Source organism: Thermomonospora catenispora, from assembly GCF_006363815.1.
Lineage (GTDB): Bacteria > Actinomycetota > Actinomycetes > Streptosporangiales > Streptosporangiaceae > Thermomonospora > Thermomonospora catenispora.
The window spans coordinates 17,655-36,193 of the sequence record NZ_RRYT01000032.1 but is presented as its reverse complement, the minus strand read 5'-3'; the positions used below and the strand labels follow the sequence as shown (position 1 = coordinate 36,193).

At 71.7% G+C, this 18,539-nt stretch carries 14 protein-coding genes; 9 read left to right on the top strand and 5 right to left on the bottom strand.

Annotation, left to right across the window (positions count from 1 at the left end):
• Nucleotides 1-18: 18 nt before the first annotated feature.
• The gene (locus EIO00_RS20105; protein WP_241661483.1) at nt 19-1,734 is read right to left on the bottom strand and encodes an ABC transporter transmembrane domain-containing protein; all 1,716 of its coding nucleotides are present in this window, start codon (nt 1,732-1,734) and stop codon (nt 19-21) included.
• Nucleotides 1,735-2,078: 344 nt separating this feature from the next.
• Here EIO00_RS20105 and EIO00_RS20100 point away from each other — a divergent pair, with 344 nt between their 5' ends.
• From EIO00_RS20100 to EIO00_RS20070, 7 genes are all read left to right on the top strand, one after another.
• Entirely contained in the window at nt 2,079-3,293 is a 1,215-nt protein-coding gene (locus tag EIO00_RS20100) for a PP2C family protein-serine/threonine phosphatase (RefSeq protein ID WP_140181289.1), read from the top strand.
• A complete protein-coding gene (locus tag EIO00_RS20095; RefSeq protein WP_140181288.1) occupies nt 3,290-4,993 on the top strand; it encodes a sensor histidine kinase in 1,704 nt (567 codons plus the stop codon). The genes EIO00_RS20100 and EIO00_RS20095 overlap by 4 nt, the downstream gene beginning before the upstream one ends.
• Complete coding sequence (locus tag EIO00_RS20090; RefSeq protein WP_140181287.1) at nt 4,986-5,423, top strand: response regulator; 438 nt, start codon at nt 4,986-4,988, stop codon at nt 5,421-5,423. Before EIO00_RS20095 ends, EIO00_RS20090 begins: the two co-directional genes overlap by 8 nt.
• Before the next feature lie 179 nt (nt 5,424-5,602).
• Nucleotides 5,603-6,301 (top strand): succinate dehydrogenase cytochrome b subunit, encoded by a 699-nt coding sequence (locus tag EIO00_RS20085; protein ID WP_140181286.1) that lies wholly within the window; start codon nt 5,603-5,605, stop codon nt 6,299-6,301.
• A gap of 62 nt (nt 6,302-6,363) precedes the next feature.
• On the top strand, nt 6,364-8,304 hold the full coding sequence (locus EIO00_RS20080) for a fumarate reductase/succinate dehydrogenase flavoprotein subunit (protein ID WP_140181285.1): 1,941 nt from the start codon (nt 6,364-6,366) through the stop codon (nt 8,302-8,304).
• 79 nt (nt 8,305-8,383) lie between these two features.
• Nucleotides 8,384-9,142, top strand: a complete 759-nt coding sequence (locus EIO00_RS20075; RefSeq protein WP_140181284.1) for a succinate dehydrogenase/fumarate reductase iron-sulfur subunit — start codon at nt 8,384-8,386, stop codon at nt 9,140-9,142.
• Between the two features lie 220 nt (nt 9,143-9,362).
• On the top strand, nt 9,363-10,349 hold the full coding sequence (locus EIO00_RS20070; RefSeq protein WP_140181283.1) for a LysR family transcriptional regulator: 987 nt from the start codon (nt 9,363-9,365) through the stop codon (nt 10,347-10,349).
• Here EIO00_RS20070 and EIO00_RS20065 read toward each other — a convergent pair.
• The 4 genes from EIO00_RS20065 to EIO00_RS20050 all read right to left on the bottom strand — a co-directional run bounded on the left by EIO00_RS20065 (nt 10,346) and on the right by EIO00_RS20050 (nt 15,018).
• Nucleotides 10,346-11,053 carry a Crp/Fnr family transcriptional regulator gene (locus EIO00_RS20065; protein WP_140181278.1) on the bottom strand — a complete coding sequence of 236 codons (708 nt, stop codon included), beginning with the start codon at nt 11,051-11,053 and terminating at the stop codon, nt 10,346-10,348. The two genes, EIO00_RS20070 and EIO00_RS20065, sit on opposite strands and share 4 nt — an antisense overlap.
• 401 nt (nt 11,054-11,454) lie before the next feature.
• Entirely contained in the window at nt 11,455-12,225 is a 771-nt protein-coding gene (locus EIO00_RS20060) for a succinate dehydrogenase/fumarate reductase iron-sulfur subunit (RefSeq protein WP_140181275.1), read from the bottom strand.
• Nucleotides 12,222-14,189 (bottom strand): fumarate reductase/succinate dehydrogenase flavoprotein subunit, encoded by a 1,968-nt coding sequence (locus EIO00_RS20055; protein WP_140181273.1) that lies wholly within the window; start codon nt 14,187-14,189, stop codon nt 12,222-12,224. The genes EIO00_RS20060 and EIO00_RS20055 overlap by 4 nt, the downstream gene beginning before the upstream one ends.
• A gap of 28 nt (nt 14,190-14,217) precedes the next feature.
• Nucleotides 14,218-15,018 carry a hypothetical protein gene (locus EIO00_RS20050; RefSeq protein WP_140181270.1) on the bottom strand — a complete coding sequence of 267 codons (801 nt, stop codon included), beginning with the start codon at nt 15,016-15,018 and terminating at the stop codon, nt 14,218-14,220.
• 755 nt (nt 15,019-15,773) lie between these two features.
• Between EIO00_RS20050 and EIO00_RS20045 the strand changes: the two genes are divergently transcribed.
• The gene (locus tag EIO00_RS20045; RefSeq protein ID WP_241661482.1) at nt 15,774-16,097 is read left to right on the top strand and encodes a DUF4282 domain-containing protein; all 324 of its coding nucleotides are present in this window, start codon (nt 15,774-15,776) and stop codon (nt 16,095-16,097) included.
• A 50-nt stretch (nt 16,098-16,147) separates the two neighbouring features.
• Entirely contained in the window at nt 16,148-18,532 is a 2,385-nt protein-coding gene (locus EIO00_RS20040) for a serine/threonine-protein kinase (protein ID WP_140181266.1), read from the top strand.
• Nucleotides 18,533-18,539: the final 7 nt, after the last annotated feature.

Here is an 18,539-nt window from a genome sequence, read left to right as displayed (position 1 = left end):
TGCCTCTTTCACCGTTCCTCAAGCCGTCCCATGGGCCCGGTCGGCCGTCTCGTTCCTGGTCACCGCCTCCGCATAGCGGGGCTCGGCGTCGAGCAGGTCGCGGTGCGTCCCCTCGGCGACCACCGTCCCGTCCTCGACGAACACCACGTGCTCGGCCCGGTCCAGCAGCAGCGGGCTGGTGGTGCACACCAGCGTGGTGCGGCCCGCCCGCATCCGCCTCAGCCGGTCGGCGATCCGGGCCTCGGTGTGCGCGTCCACCGCGCTGGTCGGCTCCACCAGCACCAGCACCTCGGGGTCGGCGGCCAGCGCCCGGGCCAGCCGCAGCCGCTGCTGCTGCCCGCCGGAGAACTCCCGGCCCGCCTCCACGACGTGGGCGTCCCGGCCGACCTCGGCCACGATGTCCTCCGCCGACGCCGTCGCGATCGCCGCGTCCACGTCCCGGGCGGGGTCGCCGCAGGCGAGCGTGGCGGTCAGCGGCCCCGACAGCAGGACGTCCTCGTTGACCGCGACGATGATCCGTTCCCGCAGGCGCGCCAGGTCCCGCAGCGGCACCCCGCCGTAGGTGACGTCGGCCCCCTCGACCTCGGTGTAGCGGCCCAGCCGGTCGGCGATGGCGCGGGCGTCGGCGGCGGACGCGGCGGCCAGCGCGGTCAGCCGGCCGTGCCGGACCACCAGGCCCGACAGCGGGTCCACCAGGTCGGCCGGGCGGGCGGGCTCCCGGTCGCCCTCCCCCTCCGGTTCGGGCTCCAGCGCCAGCACCGCCACGACCCGGCTCGCGGCGACGTGCCCCTTGGTGAGGCTGTCGGCCGCCTCCGCCAACGTCGCCATGGGAATGACCAGGAACACCGCGTACCCGTACACGGTGACCAGCTCGCCGGGGCTCATCGCGCCCGCCAGCGCCGACCGCGTCCCCAGCCAGACGACCGCCACGGTCAGCAGCCCCGGCAGCAGCACCTCCGCGCCCGCCAGCATCGACTCCGCCCGGGCCGCGTCCACGCCGGCCCGCCGGACCCGCTGGGACTGCTCGCGGTACCGGGCGGCGAACAGCTTCTCCCCGCCCACGCCGCGCAGCACCCGCAGGCCCGCCACGATGTCGGTGGCCCGGGTGTTCAGCTCACCGATCAGCTCCCGCAGCCGCCGGGTGCGCCGCCGGTAAGGCCCCAGCAGCGGCGCCCCGACCAGCAGGATCACCGGGACGCCCGCCAGCGCGGCCAGGCCCGCGCCGAGGTCGGTGGCCAGCATCAGCGCGATCACCACCATGATCATCACCACCGAGGCGGTGCCGCGGATCACGACCTCCAGCGCGCTCCCGATGTGCTCCACGTCGGAGACGCCGACGCTGACGACCTCGCCGGCGCTGATCCGGCGGGACAGGGCGGCGCCGAGCCGGGTGGCCTGCCGGGTCACCACCTGGACGGTGCGGTAGGCGGCCGACAGCCAGCAGAACACCGCCCGCCGGTGCCGCATCGCCCCCGCCGCGGCCTGCAGCCCGAACAGCCCCAGCAGCACCGCCGACCAGATCGACAGCGCGCCGACGTCCCGGGCGGCCACGCCCGCGTCGATCGCCCGGCCGATCGTCGGCGGGATCAGCGCCAGCGAGGCCATCCACAGCACGCCCCAGCCGATGCCGCGGAGCAGCGGCCCGGACTGGTGGCGGGCCAGCCACCACAGGTACCGTCCCGGAGACCGATGATCGGGATCGCCCGGGTCGACGGTCGGTAGTGCATCCTTCACCCTGCGAACCCTAGGCGCGCCGTTCGACGGAGAACGAACGTTTTTCCGGCGGGCGGCGGGCACTCGTCGCAGACTGTACGCGTTGGGGACAAGCGAAAGGGTCCAGCAGGTGCAGAGCCTGGAAGGGAGGCGGTAAGGTCGAGGCATGCGGAGCGGCCATCGGACCCTTTGCTGTGACGCCGCTTCCACGGCCGGGAGATGCGGCGACCGGACTACCGCCGCCGCCCGGCACGGCCGCTCGTGCGGCCGGTGACACCATGCCGAGTCGTTGCCCGAGCCATGCTTATGCCCATGTCGAGCCTGTCTGCGGGCCGACGCCCGCGCCGATCGTCCGAAGGCCTTGAGTGAGCACGACCAGCGACCATCCCACCACGGTACTGCCCGGGATCGACGGCAGGCTGCGCCTGCTGCTCATCGAGGACGACCCCGGTGACGCCTTCCTGGTCGAGGAGCTGCTGGCCGATTCCGGGCTGGACGTGGAGATCCTGCACGTCCGCACGCTGGGCGAGGCCCGGCAGCGGATGTCGGGGCGCATTCACTGCGTGCTGGCCGACCTGTCGCTGCCCGATGCCGGGGGGCTGGAGCTCCTGCAGGAGGTGCTGTCGCTGACCGACCGGGCCGCGGTGGTGGTGCTCACCGGGCTGGCCGACGCCCACCTGGGGGTCCGGGCGGTCGCCCTGGGCGCCGAGGACTACCTGGTCAAGGGCGAGGTGGACGGTCCGCTGCTGGCCCGGGCGATCCGGTACGCGATCGAGCGCAAGCGGGCCGAGGAGAGCGAGCGGCGCCTGGTGGAGGCGCGCATCCTCAGCCGGGAGAACGCCCGGCTGGAGCGCGGCCTGCTGCCGGTCCCGCTGATCGACGACGAGTCGCTGCGGCATCACGCCCGTTACCGGCCCGGTCGCCGCCGGGCGCTGCTGGGCGGGGACTTCTACGACACGGTGCAGACCGACGACGGGTCGGTGCACCTGATGATCGGCGACGTGTGCGGGCACGGCCCGGACGAGGCCGCGCTGGGGGTGTGCCTGCGGATGGCCTGGCGCACCCTGGTGCTGGCCGGGCACACCGGCGCGCAGCTGCTGACCACCCTGAACACCGTGCTCGGGCACGAGCGGCGCAGCGACGAGCTGTTCACCACGGTCTGCACGATCACCGTGGACCCGTCCCTGCGCACCGCCCGGATGCACCTGGCCGGGCACCCTCCGCCGCTGCTGCTGGACGGGGACGAGGTCACCGCCGTTCCCGACGAGACGTCGGGCCCCGCGCTGGGGCTGCCGACCGACCTGGTGGGCGAGGACGCCTGGCCGGCCGCCGAGATCGCGCTGCCGTCCTCGTGGGGGCTGCTGCTGTACACCGACGGACTGATCGAGGGCCGGATCGGGCAGGGCCCGGTCCGGCTGGGCACCGAGGGGCTGGTGACGCTGGCCCGGGACGCCCGGCGCGCCGGGAAGGCCGGCGGCGCGCTGCTCGACACCCTGGTCTCCGAGGTCGAGCGGCTGAACGGCGAAGAGCTGACCGACGATGTGGCGGTGCTGCTGTTGACCGGACAGGAGCGCCATTGACCAGCACGGAGCGCACCGAGAGCGAGCGCACCGACGAGGCCGAGCCGCGGCCGGGCTCGATGAGCGCGGGGGCGCCGCTGCCGCCCAAGCTGGCCCCGCTCAAGCCGCCCGCGCCGCGCCACGGATTGAGCCGGATCAGGCTGGGGCAGTGGTTCAGCGCCGCCGCGCTGGTGTTGTCGATCATCCTGTTGGCCTCGCTGGTGCTGTCGGCCCTGGCGCTGCAGGGCAACAACCGGGCCCGGGACGCCCTGATCGACCACGTCGCCCCGGCCGCGCTGCAGCACTTCCAGCTGACCACCGCGCTGGACGAGCAGGACAGCGCGATCCGCGCCTACGCCCGCTATCACCGGCGCGCCGACCTGACCGCCTACCGGGAGGCGGTGGTCCGGGAGGACCAGGCGGTGGCCACCATGCGGCGGCTGCTGGCCGACGTCCCCGAGGGCGAGCCGACGCTGGAGCAGCTCGCCCGCGCCAGCGCGGCCACCGCGGCCTGGCGCGCCCAGTTCGCGGTGCCGCTGGCCGGCGACGGGGAGATGACGCGGGAGCTGAACGAGACCGGACGGACGCTGTTCCGGCAGGCCACCGCCGCCAACTCGGCCACCCAGCGGGAGCTGACCCAGCTGCACGGCACCTATGACGCCCAGCTGCGCGAGCGGGCCCGCACGCTGTATCTGTCGCTGGCGTTCACCGGGATCGTGATCGTGCTGGTGGCGATCGCGGTGGTGGTGCTGATCCGGCGCACCGTGCTGGGGCCGATCGGGCGGCTGTCGGAGCAGGTGCGGGCGGTCTCCCAGGGCGACTTCGCCCACCCCCTGAACGCCTCGGGGCCGGCGGAGCTGGCCGAGCTGGCCGGGATCGTGGACTCGATGCGCCGCCGGATCGTGGAGGAGTGGCGGATCAGCTCCGAGGCGCGGCTGCTGGCCGCCGAGCAGGCCGCCGAGCTGCGCCGCTCCAACGCCGAGCTGGAGCAGTTCGCCTATGTGGCCAGCCATGACCTGCAGGAGCCGCTGCGCAAGGTGGCCAGCTTCTGCCAGATGCTGGAGCGCCGGTACAGCCACGCGCTGGACGAGCGGGGCCGCCGCTACATCGACTTCGCGGTGGACGGCGCCAAACGGATGCAGGCGCTGATCAACGACCTGCTGATGTTCTCCCGGGTGGGCCGTTCGGAGCGGCCGATGGAGCCGGTGGACCTGAACCGGACGCTGGAGCGCACCCGGCACGATCTGGGGCAGGCCATCGAGGAGACCGGGGCGCGGATCGAGTCGGACGAGCTGCCGGTGGTCACCGGCGACCGGACGCTGCTGGGGATCCTGCTGCAGAACCTGGTCGGGAACGCCATCAAGTTCCACGGGGACGAGCCGCCGCGGGTGCGGCTGACGGTGCGGCGGTCGGCCGAGCAGCCCGACATGTGGGAGTTCGCCTGCAGCGACAACGGGATCGGCATCGCCCCCAAGTACGCCGAGCGGATCTTCCTGATCTTCCAGCGGCTGCACCCGCAGGAGAGCTACTCGGGCACCGGGATCGGACTGGCCATGTGCCGCAAGATCGTGGAGTACCACGGCGGGCGGATCTGGCTGGAGACCGAGCACACCGGGCCCGGCACCACGTTCCGCTGGACGCTGCCCGTGCGGGAGGCGACCGCGGCGGAGCGGCAGAAAGGCACCGAGACGACGGAAGGCGACGAGTCAGGCGATGAGTGACCCCGTGCGCGCGATCGAGGTCCTCCTGGTCGAGGACGACCCCGGGGATGTGCTGCTGACCCGTGAGGCGTTCGAGGACAACAAGGTCGGCAACAACCTCAACGTGGTCAGCGACGGCGAGGAGGCGATGGCCTATCTGCGCCGTCAGGGCAAGTACGCCGACGCCCGCCGGCCGGACCTGATCCTGCTGGACCTCAACCTTCCGCGCAAGGACGGCCGGGAGGTGCTCAGCGAGGTCAAGGCCGACCCCGACCTGCGCTCCATCCCCGTCGTGGTGCTCACCACCTCCGAGGCCGACGAGGACATCCTGCGCAGCTACCACCTGCACGCCAACGCCTACGTCACCAAGCCGGTGGACTTCGAGCGCTTCATCGAGGTGGTCCGGCAGATCGACGACTTCTTCGTGACGGTGGTCAAGCTTCCCAAGTGAGGGCGTAAGACGCGTCTGCGGCGGGCCGGGTTCGCGTCACGGTCTGTGAAGTCGATCACTCCGAACGACGTTCGGAAAAGGACTAAAGTCCCATACGACACGCTTCATAGCCAAAAGCTATGGAAACAAGAATCTCCATGACTTGGACGAGCTGAACCCGGCGGACCTACGGTGCCGCCGTGGTTCAAACTTCACCCCGCGCGATCCCGGCGCTGTACCGCTCCACGGTCGGCAAGAAGGCGATCATGGCCGTGACCGGCGCCGTCCTGGTGCTGTACCTGGTGGCCCACATGCTGGGCAATCTGAAGGTCTTCTTCGGTCCGGAGGAGATCAACGAGTACGCCGCCTGGCTGCGGACGATCGGCTCCCCCGTCCTGCACCACGAGTGGTTCCTGTGGATCATGCGGGTGGTGCTGCTGGCCTCGCTGATCCTGCACATCACCATGGCCGCGCAGCTGACCGCCCGGGCCCGCCGGGCCCGTCCCGCCCGCTACCGGCACCGCGCCAAGGTGCAGGGGTCGTACGCGGCCCGCACCATGCGGTGGGGCGGCGTGATCATCGCCCTGTTCGTGATCTACCACGTGCTGGACCTGACCACCGGCACGGTCCACCCCGAGTACGAGCATGGCGACGTCTACGGCAACCTGGCCGCGGACTTCGCGCCCGAGCGCTGGTACGTGACCCTCTTCTACGTGCTCGCCGTGGTGGCGGTGGGCTTCCACCTGCGGCACGGCCTGGTCAGCGCCGTGCAGAGCCTGGGCCTCTCCAGCCCGCAGCGGGCCCGCGCCCTGCACCTGGCCGCCTCGGCGTTCGTCGTCGTGCTCGTCGCCGGCTACCTGTCCGTGCCGTTCGCGGTCACCGTCGGGCTGGTGGACTGAGCCTTTTTCAACCCACCCGTCCACCCGCAGATCGCAGCGACCGAGTTGAAAAAGGGTTCACCATGACCGACACCTTCTACACCCTCGGCGATCCGATCGCCGACACCAAGGCGCCCAAAGGCCCGATCGAGGAGCGCTGGAGCAAGCGCAAGTTCGAGGCCAAGCTGGTCAACCCGGCCAACAAGCGGAAGAAGACCGTCATCGTCGTCGGCACCGGGCTCGCCGGCGGGTCGGCCGGCGCGACGCTGGCCGAGCTGGGCTACAAGGTCATCCAGTTCTGCTTCCAGGACAGCCCGCGGCGGGCGCACTCGATCGCCGCGCAGGGTGGCATCAACGCGGCCAAGAACTACCGCAACGACGGCGACAGCGTCTTCCGGCTGTTCTACGACACCGTCAAGGGCGGCGACTTCCGGGCCCGCGAGTCCAACGTCTACCGGCTGGCGGAGATCAGCACCCAGATCATCGACCAGTGCGTGGCCCAGGGCGTGCCCTTCGCCCGCGAGTACGGCGGTCTGCTGGACAACCGGTCCTTCGGCGGCGCCCAGGTGTCCCGGACGTTCTACGCCCGCGGCCAGACGGGGCAGCAGCTGCTGCTGGGCGCCTACCAGGCGCTGATGCGGCAGGTCGACGCCGGCAACGTGGAGCTGCACCCCCGCCACGAGATGCTCGAGCTGGTCATGGTGGACGGCCGGGCCCGCGGCGTGGTGGTCCGCAATCTGGTGAACGGGGAGATCAAGACCTACACCGGCGACGCGGTGGTGCTCGCCACCGGCGGCTACGGCAACGTCTTCTACCTGTCCACCAACGCGATGGGCTCCAACGCCACCGCGATCTGGCGGGCGCACAAGCGCGGCGCGCTGTTCGCCAACCCCTGCTTCACCCAGATCCACCCGACCTGCATCCCGGTCAGCGGCGACCACCAGTCCAAGCTGACGCTGATGTCGGAGTCGCTGCGCAACGACGGCCGCGTGTGGGTGCCGGTGAAGGCCGGCGACGACCGTCATCCCAACGACATCCCCGAAGCCGAGCGCGACTACTACCTGGAGCGCATCTACCCGGCCTTCGGGAACCTGGTGCCGCGCGACATCGCCTCCCGGGCCGCCAAGAAGGTCTGCGACGAGGGCCGCGGCGTCGGTCCCGGCGGACGCGGCGTCTACCTGGACTTCGCCGACGCCATCAAGCGGATGGGCATCGACGCCGTCAAGGCCAAGTACGGCAACCTCTTCGACATGTACGAGCGGATCACCGGGGAGAATCCGTACGAGGTCCCGATGCGGATCTACCCGGCCGTTCACTACACGATGGGCGGGCTGTGGGTCGACTACGACCTGCAGTCCACCATCCCGGGCCTGTTCGTGATCGGGGAGGCCAACTTCTCCGACCACGGCGCCAACCGGCTGGGCGCCTCGGCGCTGATGCAGGGCCTGGCCGACGGGTACTTCGTGCTGCCCAACACCATCGGCGACTACCTCGCCACGAACAACAAGCTCGGCGAGGTGCCGGCCGAGGCCGTCGCCGAGGCCGAGAGCCGGGTGCAGGCCCAGATCGACAAGCTGCTGTCCATCGACGGCGACCGCACCGTGGACTCCTTCCACCGCGAGCTCGGCCACATCATGTGGGAGTACTGCGGCATGGAGCGGACCGAGGAGGGGCTGCGCAAGGCGCTGCAGCTCATCCCGGCGCTGCGCGAGGAGTTCTGGCGGCGGGTCAAGGTGCCGGGTTCGGCCGACGACCTCAACCAGTCCCTGGAGAAGGCCGGCCGCGTGGCCGACTTCCTGGAGCTGGCCGAGCTGATGTGCATCGACGCCCTGCACCGCACCGAGTCGTGCGGCGGCCACTTCCGCGCCGAATCCCAGGACGCCGACGGCGAGGCCAAGCGCGACGACGCCAACTTCTCCTACGTGGCCGCGTGGGAGTGGACCGGGCTCGGCGAGCCGCCGGTCCTCCACAAGGAGGCCCTGGAGTTCGAGTACGTCAAGCCGAGCCAGCGCTCGTACAAGTAGGAAGGCCGGACCTGACCATGACGACGTGCCTCATCTCGCGCGTCCGGCGTTCTGTCGAGAAAGGCCAGAGGCGATAACCATGAAGATCACCCTGCGCGTCTGGCGCCAGAAGGGTCCCGAGGACGAGGGGCGGATGGTCGAGTACCGGCTCGACGACGTCTCCCCCGACATGTCCTTCCTGGAGATGCTGGACGTCCTCAACGAAAAGCTGATCCTGGAGGGCGAGGACCCCATCGCCTTCGACCACGACTGCCGCGAGGGCATCTGCGGCATGTGCTCGCTGGTCATCAACGGGACGCCGCACGGGCCGGAGAAGGCCACCACCACCTGCCAGCTGCACATGCGCAAGTTCAAGGACGGTGACGTCATCACCGTCGAGCCGTGGCGGGCCAAGGCGTTCCCGGTGATCAAGGACCTGGTCGTGGACCGGTCGGCGTTCGACAAGATCATCGAGGCGGGCGGCTACATCTCCGCGCCCACCGGCTCGGCCCCCGACGCGCACTCCGTCCCGGTGCCCAAGCCGGCCGCCGACGCCGCCTTCGAGGCGGCCGAGTGCATCGGCTGCGGCGCCTGCGTGGCGGCCTGCCCGAACGGGTCGGCGATGCTGTTCACCGCCGCCAAGGTCACCCACCTGGGGCTGCTGCCCCAGGGCCAGCCCGAGCGCTACGACCGGGTGGTCAAGATGGTGGAGGCGCACGACGAGGCCGGGTTCGGCGGCTGCACCGTCACCGGCGAGTGCACGGCGGCCTGCCCGAAGGGCATCCCGCTGGACACCATCACCCGGCTGAACCGCGACTACCTGGCCGCCACCGCCGGCCGCCGCAAGAAGACCCGGTAACGGCGAGCGGAAGAACACGGTCAGGCGGCCCTCAGACTAGGGGCGTCCCGTCACGTCACGGCCACTGGCGGGACGCCCCTGATCCATCGTCGAGAGCGTCATCGCGAGCGTCGTCGAGCACGACGCCGAGAGCGGCGGCACCGCCCGCACGCTGGGCCGAGGCCCGTTACCGGCGACCGGGCCGAAAATCGGGAAAACGCCCTCCGTACGCTCTTGAAGTGTGCAGTTGCAGCAGCTCGCATATTTCGTCGCCGTCGCGGAGATCCGGCACTTCACCCAGGCCGCCGAGACGCTGCGGATCGCACAGCCGTCGCTGTCCAAGCAGATCCGCGCGTTGGAGAGCGAACTGGGCGCGCCGCTGTTCAGCCGGGCCCGCGGCAACATCGCGCTGACCCCGGCCGGGGAGACGCTGCTCCCGCTGGCCAAGCGGATCCTCGCCGATGTCGAGACCGCCCGCCTGGAGGTGCAGGAGCTCGTCGGGCTGCGGCGCGGCCGGGTCCGGCTCGGCGCCACCCCCTCGCTGTGCGGGGGCCTGCTCGCCGACGTGCTGCGCCGCTTCCACGACGCCTACCCCGGCATCCGCCTGCTGGTCGAGGAGGGCGGCTCCCGGGACCTGGTGCGCGAGCTGACCCGGGGCTCGCTGGACCTGGCCCTGGTGATCCTGCCGTTGTCGGGCGACGCCCCCCTGGAGACCACCTCGATCCTCCGAGAGCACCTGGTGGTGGCGTTCCCCGCTCCGGGCTCCACCACCCGGGAGACTCGGCTCCCCCGCCGGCACTACCTGCGCATCGAGGATCTGCGCGACCGTCCCCTGGTGATGTTCCGCCCCGGCTACGACCTGCGGGAGGCCACCATCACCGCCTGCCGGCAGGCCGGCTTCGAGCCCCGCTTCGCCGTCGAGGGCGGCGAGATGGACGCCGTCCTGCGGTTCGTCGAGGCGGGGCTGGGCGTCGCCGTCGTCCCCAGCATGGTGCTGGCCGGCCGTCCCGGCCTGCGCGGCATCCCCCTCACCGTCGACGACCCGGGCGGTTCCCGGCGCGGCTCCTCCGGTCTGCTGCGCACCATCGCCATGGCCCATCGCAAGGACGTCACCCCCACCCACGCCGCCCGTGCCTTCCAGCAGGTCCTGCAGACCTACATCAGCGAGGCCGCCCAGGCCGGCACCCTCCCGGCGGGCGTCGAGTCCCTGGTGTCCCCGCCCCGCTAGCGGGCGTGCCTGCGCAGCGCCTGCAGGTCGTGGACGATGACGCGGCGGCGGCCGGTCTCGATCCAGCCGTGGGACCGCAGGGTGCGCAGCGCCTTGCTGACCGCCTCCCGGGACGCCCCCACCCAGCCGGCCAGTTCCTCCTGGGTGAGGTTCAAGGTGATGCGGACGCTGCCGGCGGGATGGTCGTGCGGGGCCGCGCCGCGGCGGGGCCGGTAGGGCTCGCTGTAGCGTTCGGCCAGCTCGACCAGGCGCTGGGCGACCCGGCCGGTGGTGTCGAACACGCCGAACTCGATGCGCTTGCGGTCGGCGTCCCGCCAGCGCTGGCACAGCATCCGCATCAACAGGACCGACACCCGGCTGTGCGCGTGCAGAAAGCCCATGAACTCCGCCGCCGACAGCGCCTGCACCCGGGCCGCCTCCAGGGCCGTGACGGTGGCCGAACGGGGCAGGCCGTCGATCGCCGAGACCTCCCCCAGCAGCGCCCCGGGGCCGCGGACCGCGAGCACCACCTCCACGCCGCCGGTCCCATAGGAGCAGGCCTTCACCATGCCGGACAGCAGCACCGCCACCCAGGTGGTGGTCTCCCCCTCGGTGAACAGCACCTCCCCCCGGGCGAACTGACGTTCCCGGCCGCGGCGGAGCAGATCATCCCGCTCCCGCTCGGTCAGCTCGGCGAGGAACGAACCAGGCTCGTACGCGCTCATGAAGCCACTACACCACGGGATATGTGCACTTATCCCTATTTCTCGGACGATGGAACGAGCATGCTGGTGCCCGTGCCATGGGCATCTCCGGAGTGCCCGGGGAACGGCGGGCGGCGTCGCCGGGGCACGCCGCCCGCCGCCCCGCTCCGCCGCCCCACAGGCCTTCGTGCAGCGTCCCACCATCCTCGACGGCCCGCAGGCCCGGTCTGCGAAGGGTCCCGGGAAACCGGTGCGGGCGAACCCCGCGGCACGCTCCGCGGCGCGCAGGAGGCGATCGATCCCTCCCCCAGGGCGCTGCGGGCGGGCCGCCGCGGCGCGCGAGGGCGACCCGCCCGTCGCCGCCGGCGGCGACCCGGCGACCGGGCGCGTCCGCAGGTCGCCGCCCCGGCGGCGCGAGGGCTTCAGGCCGAGGGGGTGTCCTCGCTCTTTTTGACGATCCCGAGCTTGGCGCCCAGCCAGACCAGCGGGTCGTAGCGCCGGCCGACCACGCGCTCCTTGAGCGGGATCAGCGCATTGTCAGTGATCTTGATGTGCTCGGGGCAGACCTCGGTGCAGCACTTGGTGATGTTGCAAAAGCCCAGCCCGTGGTCCTCCTGGGCGATGTTCCGCCGGTCGGACCGATCGGCCGGGTGCATCTCCAGCTCGGCGATCCGCATGAGGAACCGCGGCCCGGCGAAGGCCGGCTTGTTCTCCTCGTGGTCGCGGATGACGTGGCAGACGTTGTTGCACAGGAAGCACTCGATGCACTTGCGGAACTCCTGCGAACGCTGCACGTCCTCCTGCATCATCCGCAGCTCGCCCGGCTTGGCGTCGCCGGGGTCGAAGGCCGGGATCTGCCGCGCCTTCTCGTAGTTGAACGACACGTCGGTGACCAGGTCGCGGATCACCGGGAAGGTCCGGATCGGGGTGACCGTGACCACCTCGTCCTCGGCGAACGTCGACATCCGGGTCATGCACATCAGCCGCGGCATGCCGTTGATCTCCGCCGAGCACGATCCGCACTTGCCGGCCTTGCAGTTCCACCGCACCGCCAGGTCGGGGGCCTGGGTGGCCTGCAGCCGGTGGATGACGTCGAGGACGACCTCGCCCTCGTTCACCTCAACGGTGTAGTCGACCAGCTCGCCCTCGCCGGCGTCCCCGCGCCAGACCCGGAACTTCGCCTGGTAGCTCACTTGCCGCTCTCCTCGGTCTCGGTACCGGCGGTCTCCTTCTGGGAGGCTCCCTCCCCGTCCCCGGCGGCCACCGCGGCGGGCAGTTCCTCGGGGGTCAGGTACTTCTTCAGCTCGTCCACGTCGAACAGCGCGAGCAGGTCCTCGCGCATCGGCTCCATCTCCTGGCGCCTGATCTCCACCCGCGGGTCGTCGGGGTCGCCCGCCAGCCGGCACACCAAGTTGATCTTGCGCCACTCGGGGGACATCTCCGGGTAGTCGTCGCGGGTGTGCCCGCCGCGGCTCTCGGTCCGTTCCAGCGCCGCCTTGGCGATGCACTCCGACACCAGCAGCATGTTCCGCAGGTCGAGCGCCAGGTGCCAGCCGGGGTTGTAGCCCTGGCCGCCCTCCACCGACACGTTCGCCACCCGGGCGCGGAGCTTGTCCAGCGCCTCCAGCGCCCGCACCAGCTCCTCCTCCCGGCGGATGATGCCGACCAGGTCGTTCATCGTCTGCTGCAGCTCGGCGTGCACCGCGTACGGGCTCTCCCCGCCCATGCGCTCGAACGGGGCCATCGCCTCGGCCCTGGCCCGCTCGATGTCCTCGGGGTCGGGGGCGGGACGGTCCTCGCCGAGGGAGTCCACGTACTGGGCGGCGCCCAGCCCGGCGCGGCGGCCGAACACCAGCAGGTCCGACAGGGAGTTGCCGCCGAGCCGGTTGGAGCCGTGCATGCCGCCGGCCACCTCGCCGGCCGCGAACAGCCCCGGCACCACCGCCGCGGCGGTGTCCGGGTCGACCTCCACGCCGCCCATCACGTAGTGGCAGGTGGGGCCGACCTCCATCGGTTCGGTGGTGATGTCGACGTCGGCCAGCTCCTTGAACTGGTGGTACATCGACGGCAGCCGCCGCTTGATCTCCTCTGCGCCGCCCGGCATCCGGCCCACCACGGTCAGGTACACGCCCCCGTGGGGGGACCCCCGCCCCGCCTTGACCTCGGCGTTGATGGCGCGGGCCACCTCGTCGCGGGGCAGCAGCTCCGGGGGCCGGCGATTGTTGTCCGGGTCGTCGTACCAGCGGTCGGCCTCCTCGGGGGTGGTGGCGTACTTGTCCTTGAACACCTCCGGGATGTAGTCGAACATGAACCGCTTGCCCTCGGAGTTGAGCAGGATGCCGCGGTCGCCGCGCACCGACTCGGTGACCAGGATCCCCTTGACCGAGGGCGGCCAGACCATCCCCGTGGGGTGGAACTGGACGAACTCCATGTTCAGCAGGGTCGCCCCCGCCAGCAGGGCCAGCGCGTGGCCGTCGCCGGTGTACTCCCAGGAGTTGGAGGTGACCTTGTAGGCCTTGCCGATGCCGCCGGTGGCCAGCACCACCGCCGGGGCCTCGAACACCACGAACTTGCCGGTCTCCCGGACGTACCCGAAGGCGCCGGCGATCCTGCCGTCCTTGACCAGCAGCCGGGTGACGGTGGTCTCGGCCCACACCTTCAGGCGGGCCTCGTAGTCGCCGAACTCGCGGTGATCCTCCTGCTGGAGCGCCACCACCTTCTGCTGCACGGTGCGGATCAGCTCCAGCCCGGTGCGGTCGCCGACGTGCGCCAGACGCGGGTACTCGTGACCGCCGAAGTTGCGCTGGCTGATCTTGCCGTCCTTGGTGCGGTCGAACAGCGCGCCCCAGTGCTCCAGCTCCCAGATGCGGTCCGGGGCCTCCTTGGCGTGCAGCTCGGCCATGCGCCAGTTGTTGAGGAACTTGCCGCCGCGCATGGTGTCCCGGAAGTGGACCTGCCAGTTGTCGTTGGGGTTGACGTTCCCCATCGCGGCGGCGGCGCCGCCCTCGGCCATCACGGTGTGCGCCTTGCCGAACAGCGACTTGGAGATGACCGCCGTCTTCTTGCCCTGCAGGCGCGCCTCGATCGCCGCACGCAGCCCGGACCCGCCGGCGCCGATCACGACGACGTCGTAGGAATGCCTTTCGATCTCGGTCATGATCAGTCCTCGTCAGACGATGCGCGGGTCAGATGATGCGCGGGTCGGAGATGACCCCGCCGGACACCAGCGCCACGTACAGGTCCGCCACCACCAGCGAGCCCAGCGTGATCAGGGCGTACTGGCCGTGCCGCTCGTTGAGCCGGGACACCAGGGTCCAGGCCCGGTAGCGGATCGGGTGCTTGGAGAAGCTCTTCAGCCGGCCGCCCACGATGTGCCGGCAGGAGTGGCACGACAGCGTGTATCCCCACAGCAGGATCACGTTGCCCAGCAGGATCAGGGAGCCCAGCCCCATCCGGAAGCCGCCGTCGGCGTCGGTGAAGGCCAGCAGCGCGTCGTAGGTGTTGATCAGGGAGACGACGACCGCCGCCGCCCAGAAGTAGCGGTGCAGGTTCTGCCCGATCAGCGGGAACCGCCGCTCCCCGGTGTACTTCTTGTGCGGCTCGCGCACCGCGCAGGCCGGCGGGGAGGCCCAGTACCCGCGGTAGTAGGCCTTGCGGTAGTAGTAGCAGGTCAGCCGGAACAGCAGCAGGAACGGCAGGGAGACCGCGGCCAACGGGATGAAGAACGGCAGCTCGGGCAGGAAGGTGCCGAAGTGCGCCGAGCCCTCGACGCACTCGCTGCTGACGCAGGGCGAGTAGAACGGGGTCAGGTAGTTGTACTCCTCGACCCAGTAGTACTTGCCCATCAGGGACCGGAAGGTCGCATAGCCGACCCATGCGGTGAACAGCACCACGATGAAGATCGGATAATTGAGCCAGTTGTCGGTCCGGAGCGTCTTGGCGGTGATCTGCGCGCGCTTCTTGGTCGGCGCTTCCACAGTGCTCATCGATGGCACTCCAGGGGTCGAGTCTTCGCTCGTGCGGGTCGGTCGTGCACATCTGCGGCCGTCGCGCCACGGCTACATGCAGTACACGCGCTGGTGGCTAGGCGACCTTACGCCACCACCCTGGCACTGTGACACACCTAACAGGAAGCACACGAATGTGACCCTGGCCACATTGCATGCGCGGCGCCCGCAGACGCTGCGGTGATGCCGTCCGCCTATGCCCCCGCTCGCCGCCGACCATCCGGAACGCCTGATATCGCCGGAGTTGCGGCACCGCAAAAGAGGGTGATTCGGACGCTCCGTATCAGGTCGGTCGCGCTGCGCCGAGCCCCGGGGCCCGTTCGGGACGGCGCACGGGACCGCCGCGCCGATCGACCGGACCGGGCCGGACCGGGGCGCCGGACCGGACCACGGACCGAATCGGCGGGACGCGTCCTCGGACGCGCCCGGCGGACCGAACGGCCCGATGCGTCCCGGTGGTCCGATACGAGGATGTGACACGGCGGCACGGGTCCCGGCGCCGCCGCCGGGAACCGTTCTAGAGTCGGTTTGCCCGCCATGTCGCACGCGTTCAGGGAGACCAGGGACAGATGACCAACCCCTCGCCCCCCAGCCCCGGACAGGGACCGGCTTCCGGAGGGGGCGCCGGACCGGGCCGAGATCCCCGAACCGCACCGCGGCCCCCGCACCCCCAAGGCGCTCCCCAGGGCGCCCCCCAGAACGCGCCGTACGCCACCGGCCCCTACGGCGCCGGCGTGCCGCCACGGCCGTTCCCTCGGGAGAAAGGCGTCTTCGGCGCGCTGCTGGACACGCGCTTCGAGCACCTGGTGACCCCCAAGTTGATCCGGCTGTGGTACATCGTCGCGCTGCTGCTGATCACCCTGCAGTGCACGATCTTCCTGTTCCTCGGGCTGTGGATCGCCTCCTGGGACGACGGCTGGGCCTGGGGGGTCATCATGATGCTCGCCTCCCCGCTGGTCTGGCTGTTCGAGGCGCTGATGGTGCGGATCCTGATGGAGGCGGTGGTCGTCCGCTTCAAGGGGGTCGAACACCTGCGGGTCATCAAGGAGAAGATCTGAACCGGCGCGTTAGGCTCACCGCAGTCACAGCGGCATCGACGGAGCGGTAAGTGACCGAGTTCGAGGAGTTCCCGCAGTCGACGCGGCGGGACCCCGGAGCGACGCACCGCGACCCGCCGACCCCCGCCGTCCCCGGCCCCCGCGTCCCGGACGCCACCCGCCGGGACGGCTCCGCCGCGTCCGCCGACCCGCTGCTGCGGCTGCCGGGCGCGCTGGCCGAGCGGTTCGCCGTCGAGGGCGAGCTGCCGGTGCAGGGGGCCGAGTCGGATCTGCTGCTGGTCCGCGACGCCGCCGGCCGGCGGTACGTGGTCAAGGTGTTCCGCCGGGGGTACGCCGCCGACCGCGAGGTGTGGGCCAAGCTGCCCGCCCTGGACTCCCCGCACGTGATGCGGATCCTGGAGACCGGGCACGCCGACGGCCGCGACTACGAGCTGTCGGAGTACGCGCCGGCCGGGAACCTGCGCGCCCTGCTGACCGGACCCGTCCCGCCCGCCGCGGTCGCCGAGATCGCCGCCCAGCTCACCGCGGGCCTGGAGGCGCTGCACCGGGCGGGGATCGTGCACCGGGACCTGAAGCCGGAGAACGTGCTGCTGCTGAGCACCGACCCGCTCCGGGTGGCGATCACCGACTTCGGGCTGAGCAAGGTGCTGGATGAGAGCGTGGTGTTCGCCTCCTCCTCCCGCACCCTCGCCTACGCCGCCCCCGAGTCGCTGTCCGGGCAGGTCTCCCCCGCCCGGGACTGGTGGTCGCTCGGCATGATCGTGCGGGAGCTGGTCACCGGCCGCGCACCGTTCGCGGGGCTGAGCGAGACGGTGGTGGTCGACCATCTGGCCACCCGCCCCATCGACAACTCCGACATCGCCGACCCCCGGCTGCGGCTGCTGTGCCAGGGGCTGCTGACCCGCGACCCGCGGCGCCGCTGGACGGGCGAACAGGTCGCCGCCTGGCTCCGCGGCGAGTCCCCGCCGGTGGCCGCCGAGCAGCAGCCCCCGCCCTCGGGGCCGGGACTGCCGTTCGCCGGACGCCGGTTCACCGATCGCGCCGAACTGGCCCGCGCCCTGGTGGAACGGTGGGAGGAGGCGGCGCGCTACTTCTTCGCCCGCGGCGAGCACGGAGAGGCGTGGCGGGCGCTGCGCGAGTGGCTGGCCGCCTTCCCCGACGACAGCCGCATCACGCTGATCGACGGCTATCTGGCGACCTCGCTGCCGCCGGACGTCAAGGTGCTGCATCTGGTGCGCTGGCTGGACCCGACCCTGCCGCCGCACTATCTGGGCCGCCGGGTCGCCCCCGAGGACCTGCCGAACCTGGCGGCGCTCGCCGGAGACCCGCGCCACCCCGACCACCGCACGGCCTGCCTGATCGGGCGGGCGCTGTGGGAGCACCGGCTGCTCCCCGAGCTGGCCGCCTTCCAGGGGGCGGAGGAGCTGCGCGGCATCGACGACCGGTGGCGCGCCCACGCCGCGGAGTGGAACCGGCTGGCGGCCTGGCTGCGCGCAGGGACGGGGCCGCAGGCGCCCCCGCCGTTCGGGGGCATGGTCCGCCTGCCGGAGGCGGGCGACCGGACGGGCGACGATCCCCCGGTCGTGCTGCTGACCCTGCTGGCGCTGGCCGCCCGTCCCGCCGAGACCGCCCGGACGCTGGCCGAGTCCGCCGCCCGGGCCCGCGCCTCGGTGCAGGAGCCGGTGCCCTGGTTCGCGGAACTGGTCGCCTGGGCCGGCGCGGACGATCCGCTGCGGCTGCTGGCGGTGGTGCGGGCGGCCCCCGACGCCGTGCTGGCCGCCCAGGCGCTCGCCCAGGACCGCCGGTCCGCCGAGCGGCGGCATGCCGAACGCGCCCGGCACTGGGCCGAACGGGAGCACCGGCGGCTGGCCGGCCGCGGCGCCGCCACCGCCCGCGCGGTGGCCTGGACCCTGCCGCTGCTGGCGCTGTGGCTGCTCGGCAGCTGGGTGGTGAGCGCGCTCAGCGGCGGGGACGGGCCCCAAGGTCCCACTCTCCCTGGTGTTCAGCCTTCTTCGGGGCCTCCCACCGTCCTTTTGACGGTCGTATCGGTGCTCGCCTGGGCCGGGCAGTGCGGGGCGGAGGTGCTGCTGGCCAGACGGCAGGGGGCGGACTATCTGCCGCACGGGCCGTGGTCGTGGCTGTCGAAGGTGCTGAACGCGAGCGGGCGAGGACTGTCGCGGGCCTCGCAGACGCTGTCGGCGTCGGCGCGGGCCACCGGACGGCGCGGCTGCGGGCCGCTGCTGGTGTTGCTGCTGATCGTCCCGCTGGCGATGATCTTGATACTGGTGACCCTGCTCACCGCGGCGGTGAGTCTGTTGTGGCTGGCGGTGCTGGTGCTGGCGCCGGTCGTGCACGCGGTCGTGGCGGGGATGCGGCTGCACCGTTGGAGAATCGAGCACGAGCGCGCCGAGCGGGAATCCCTCGGAACGGCCTGACCGAGGC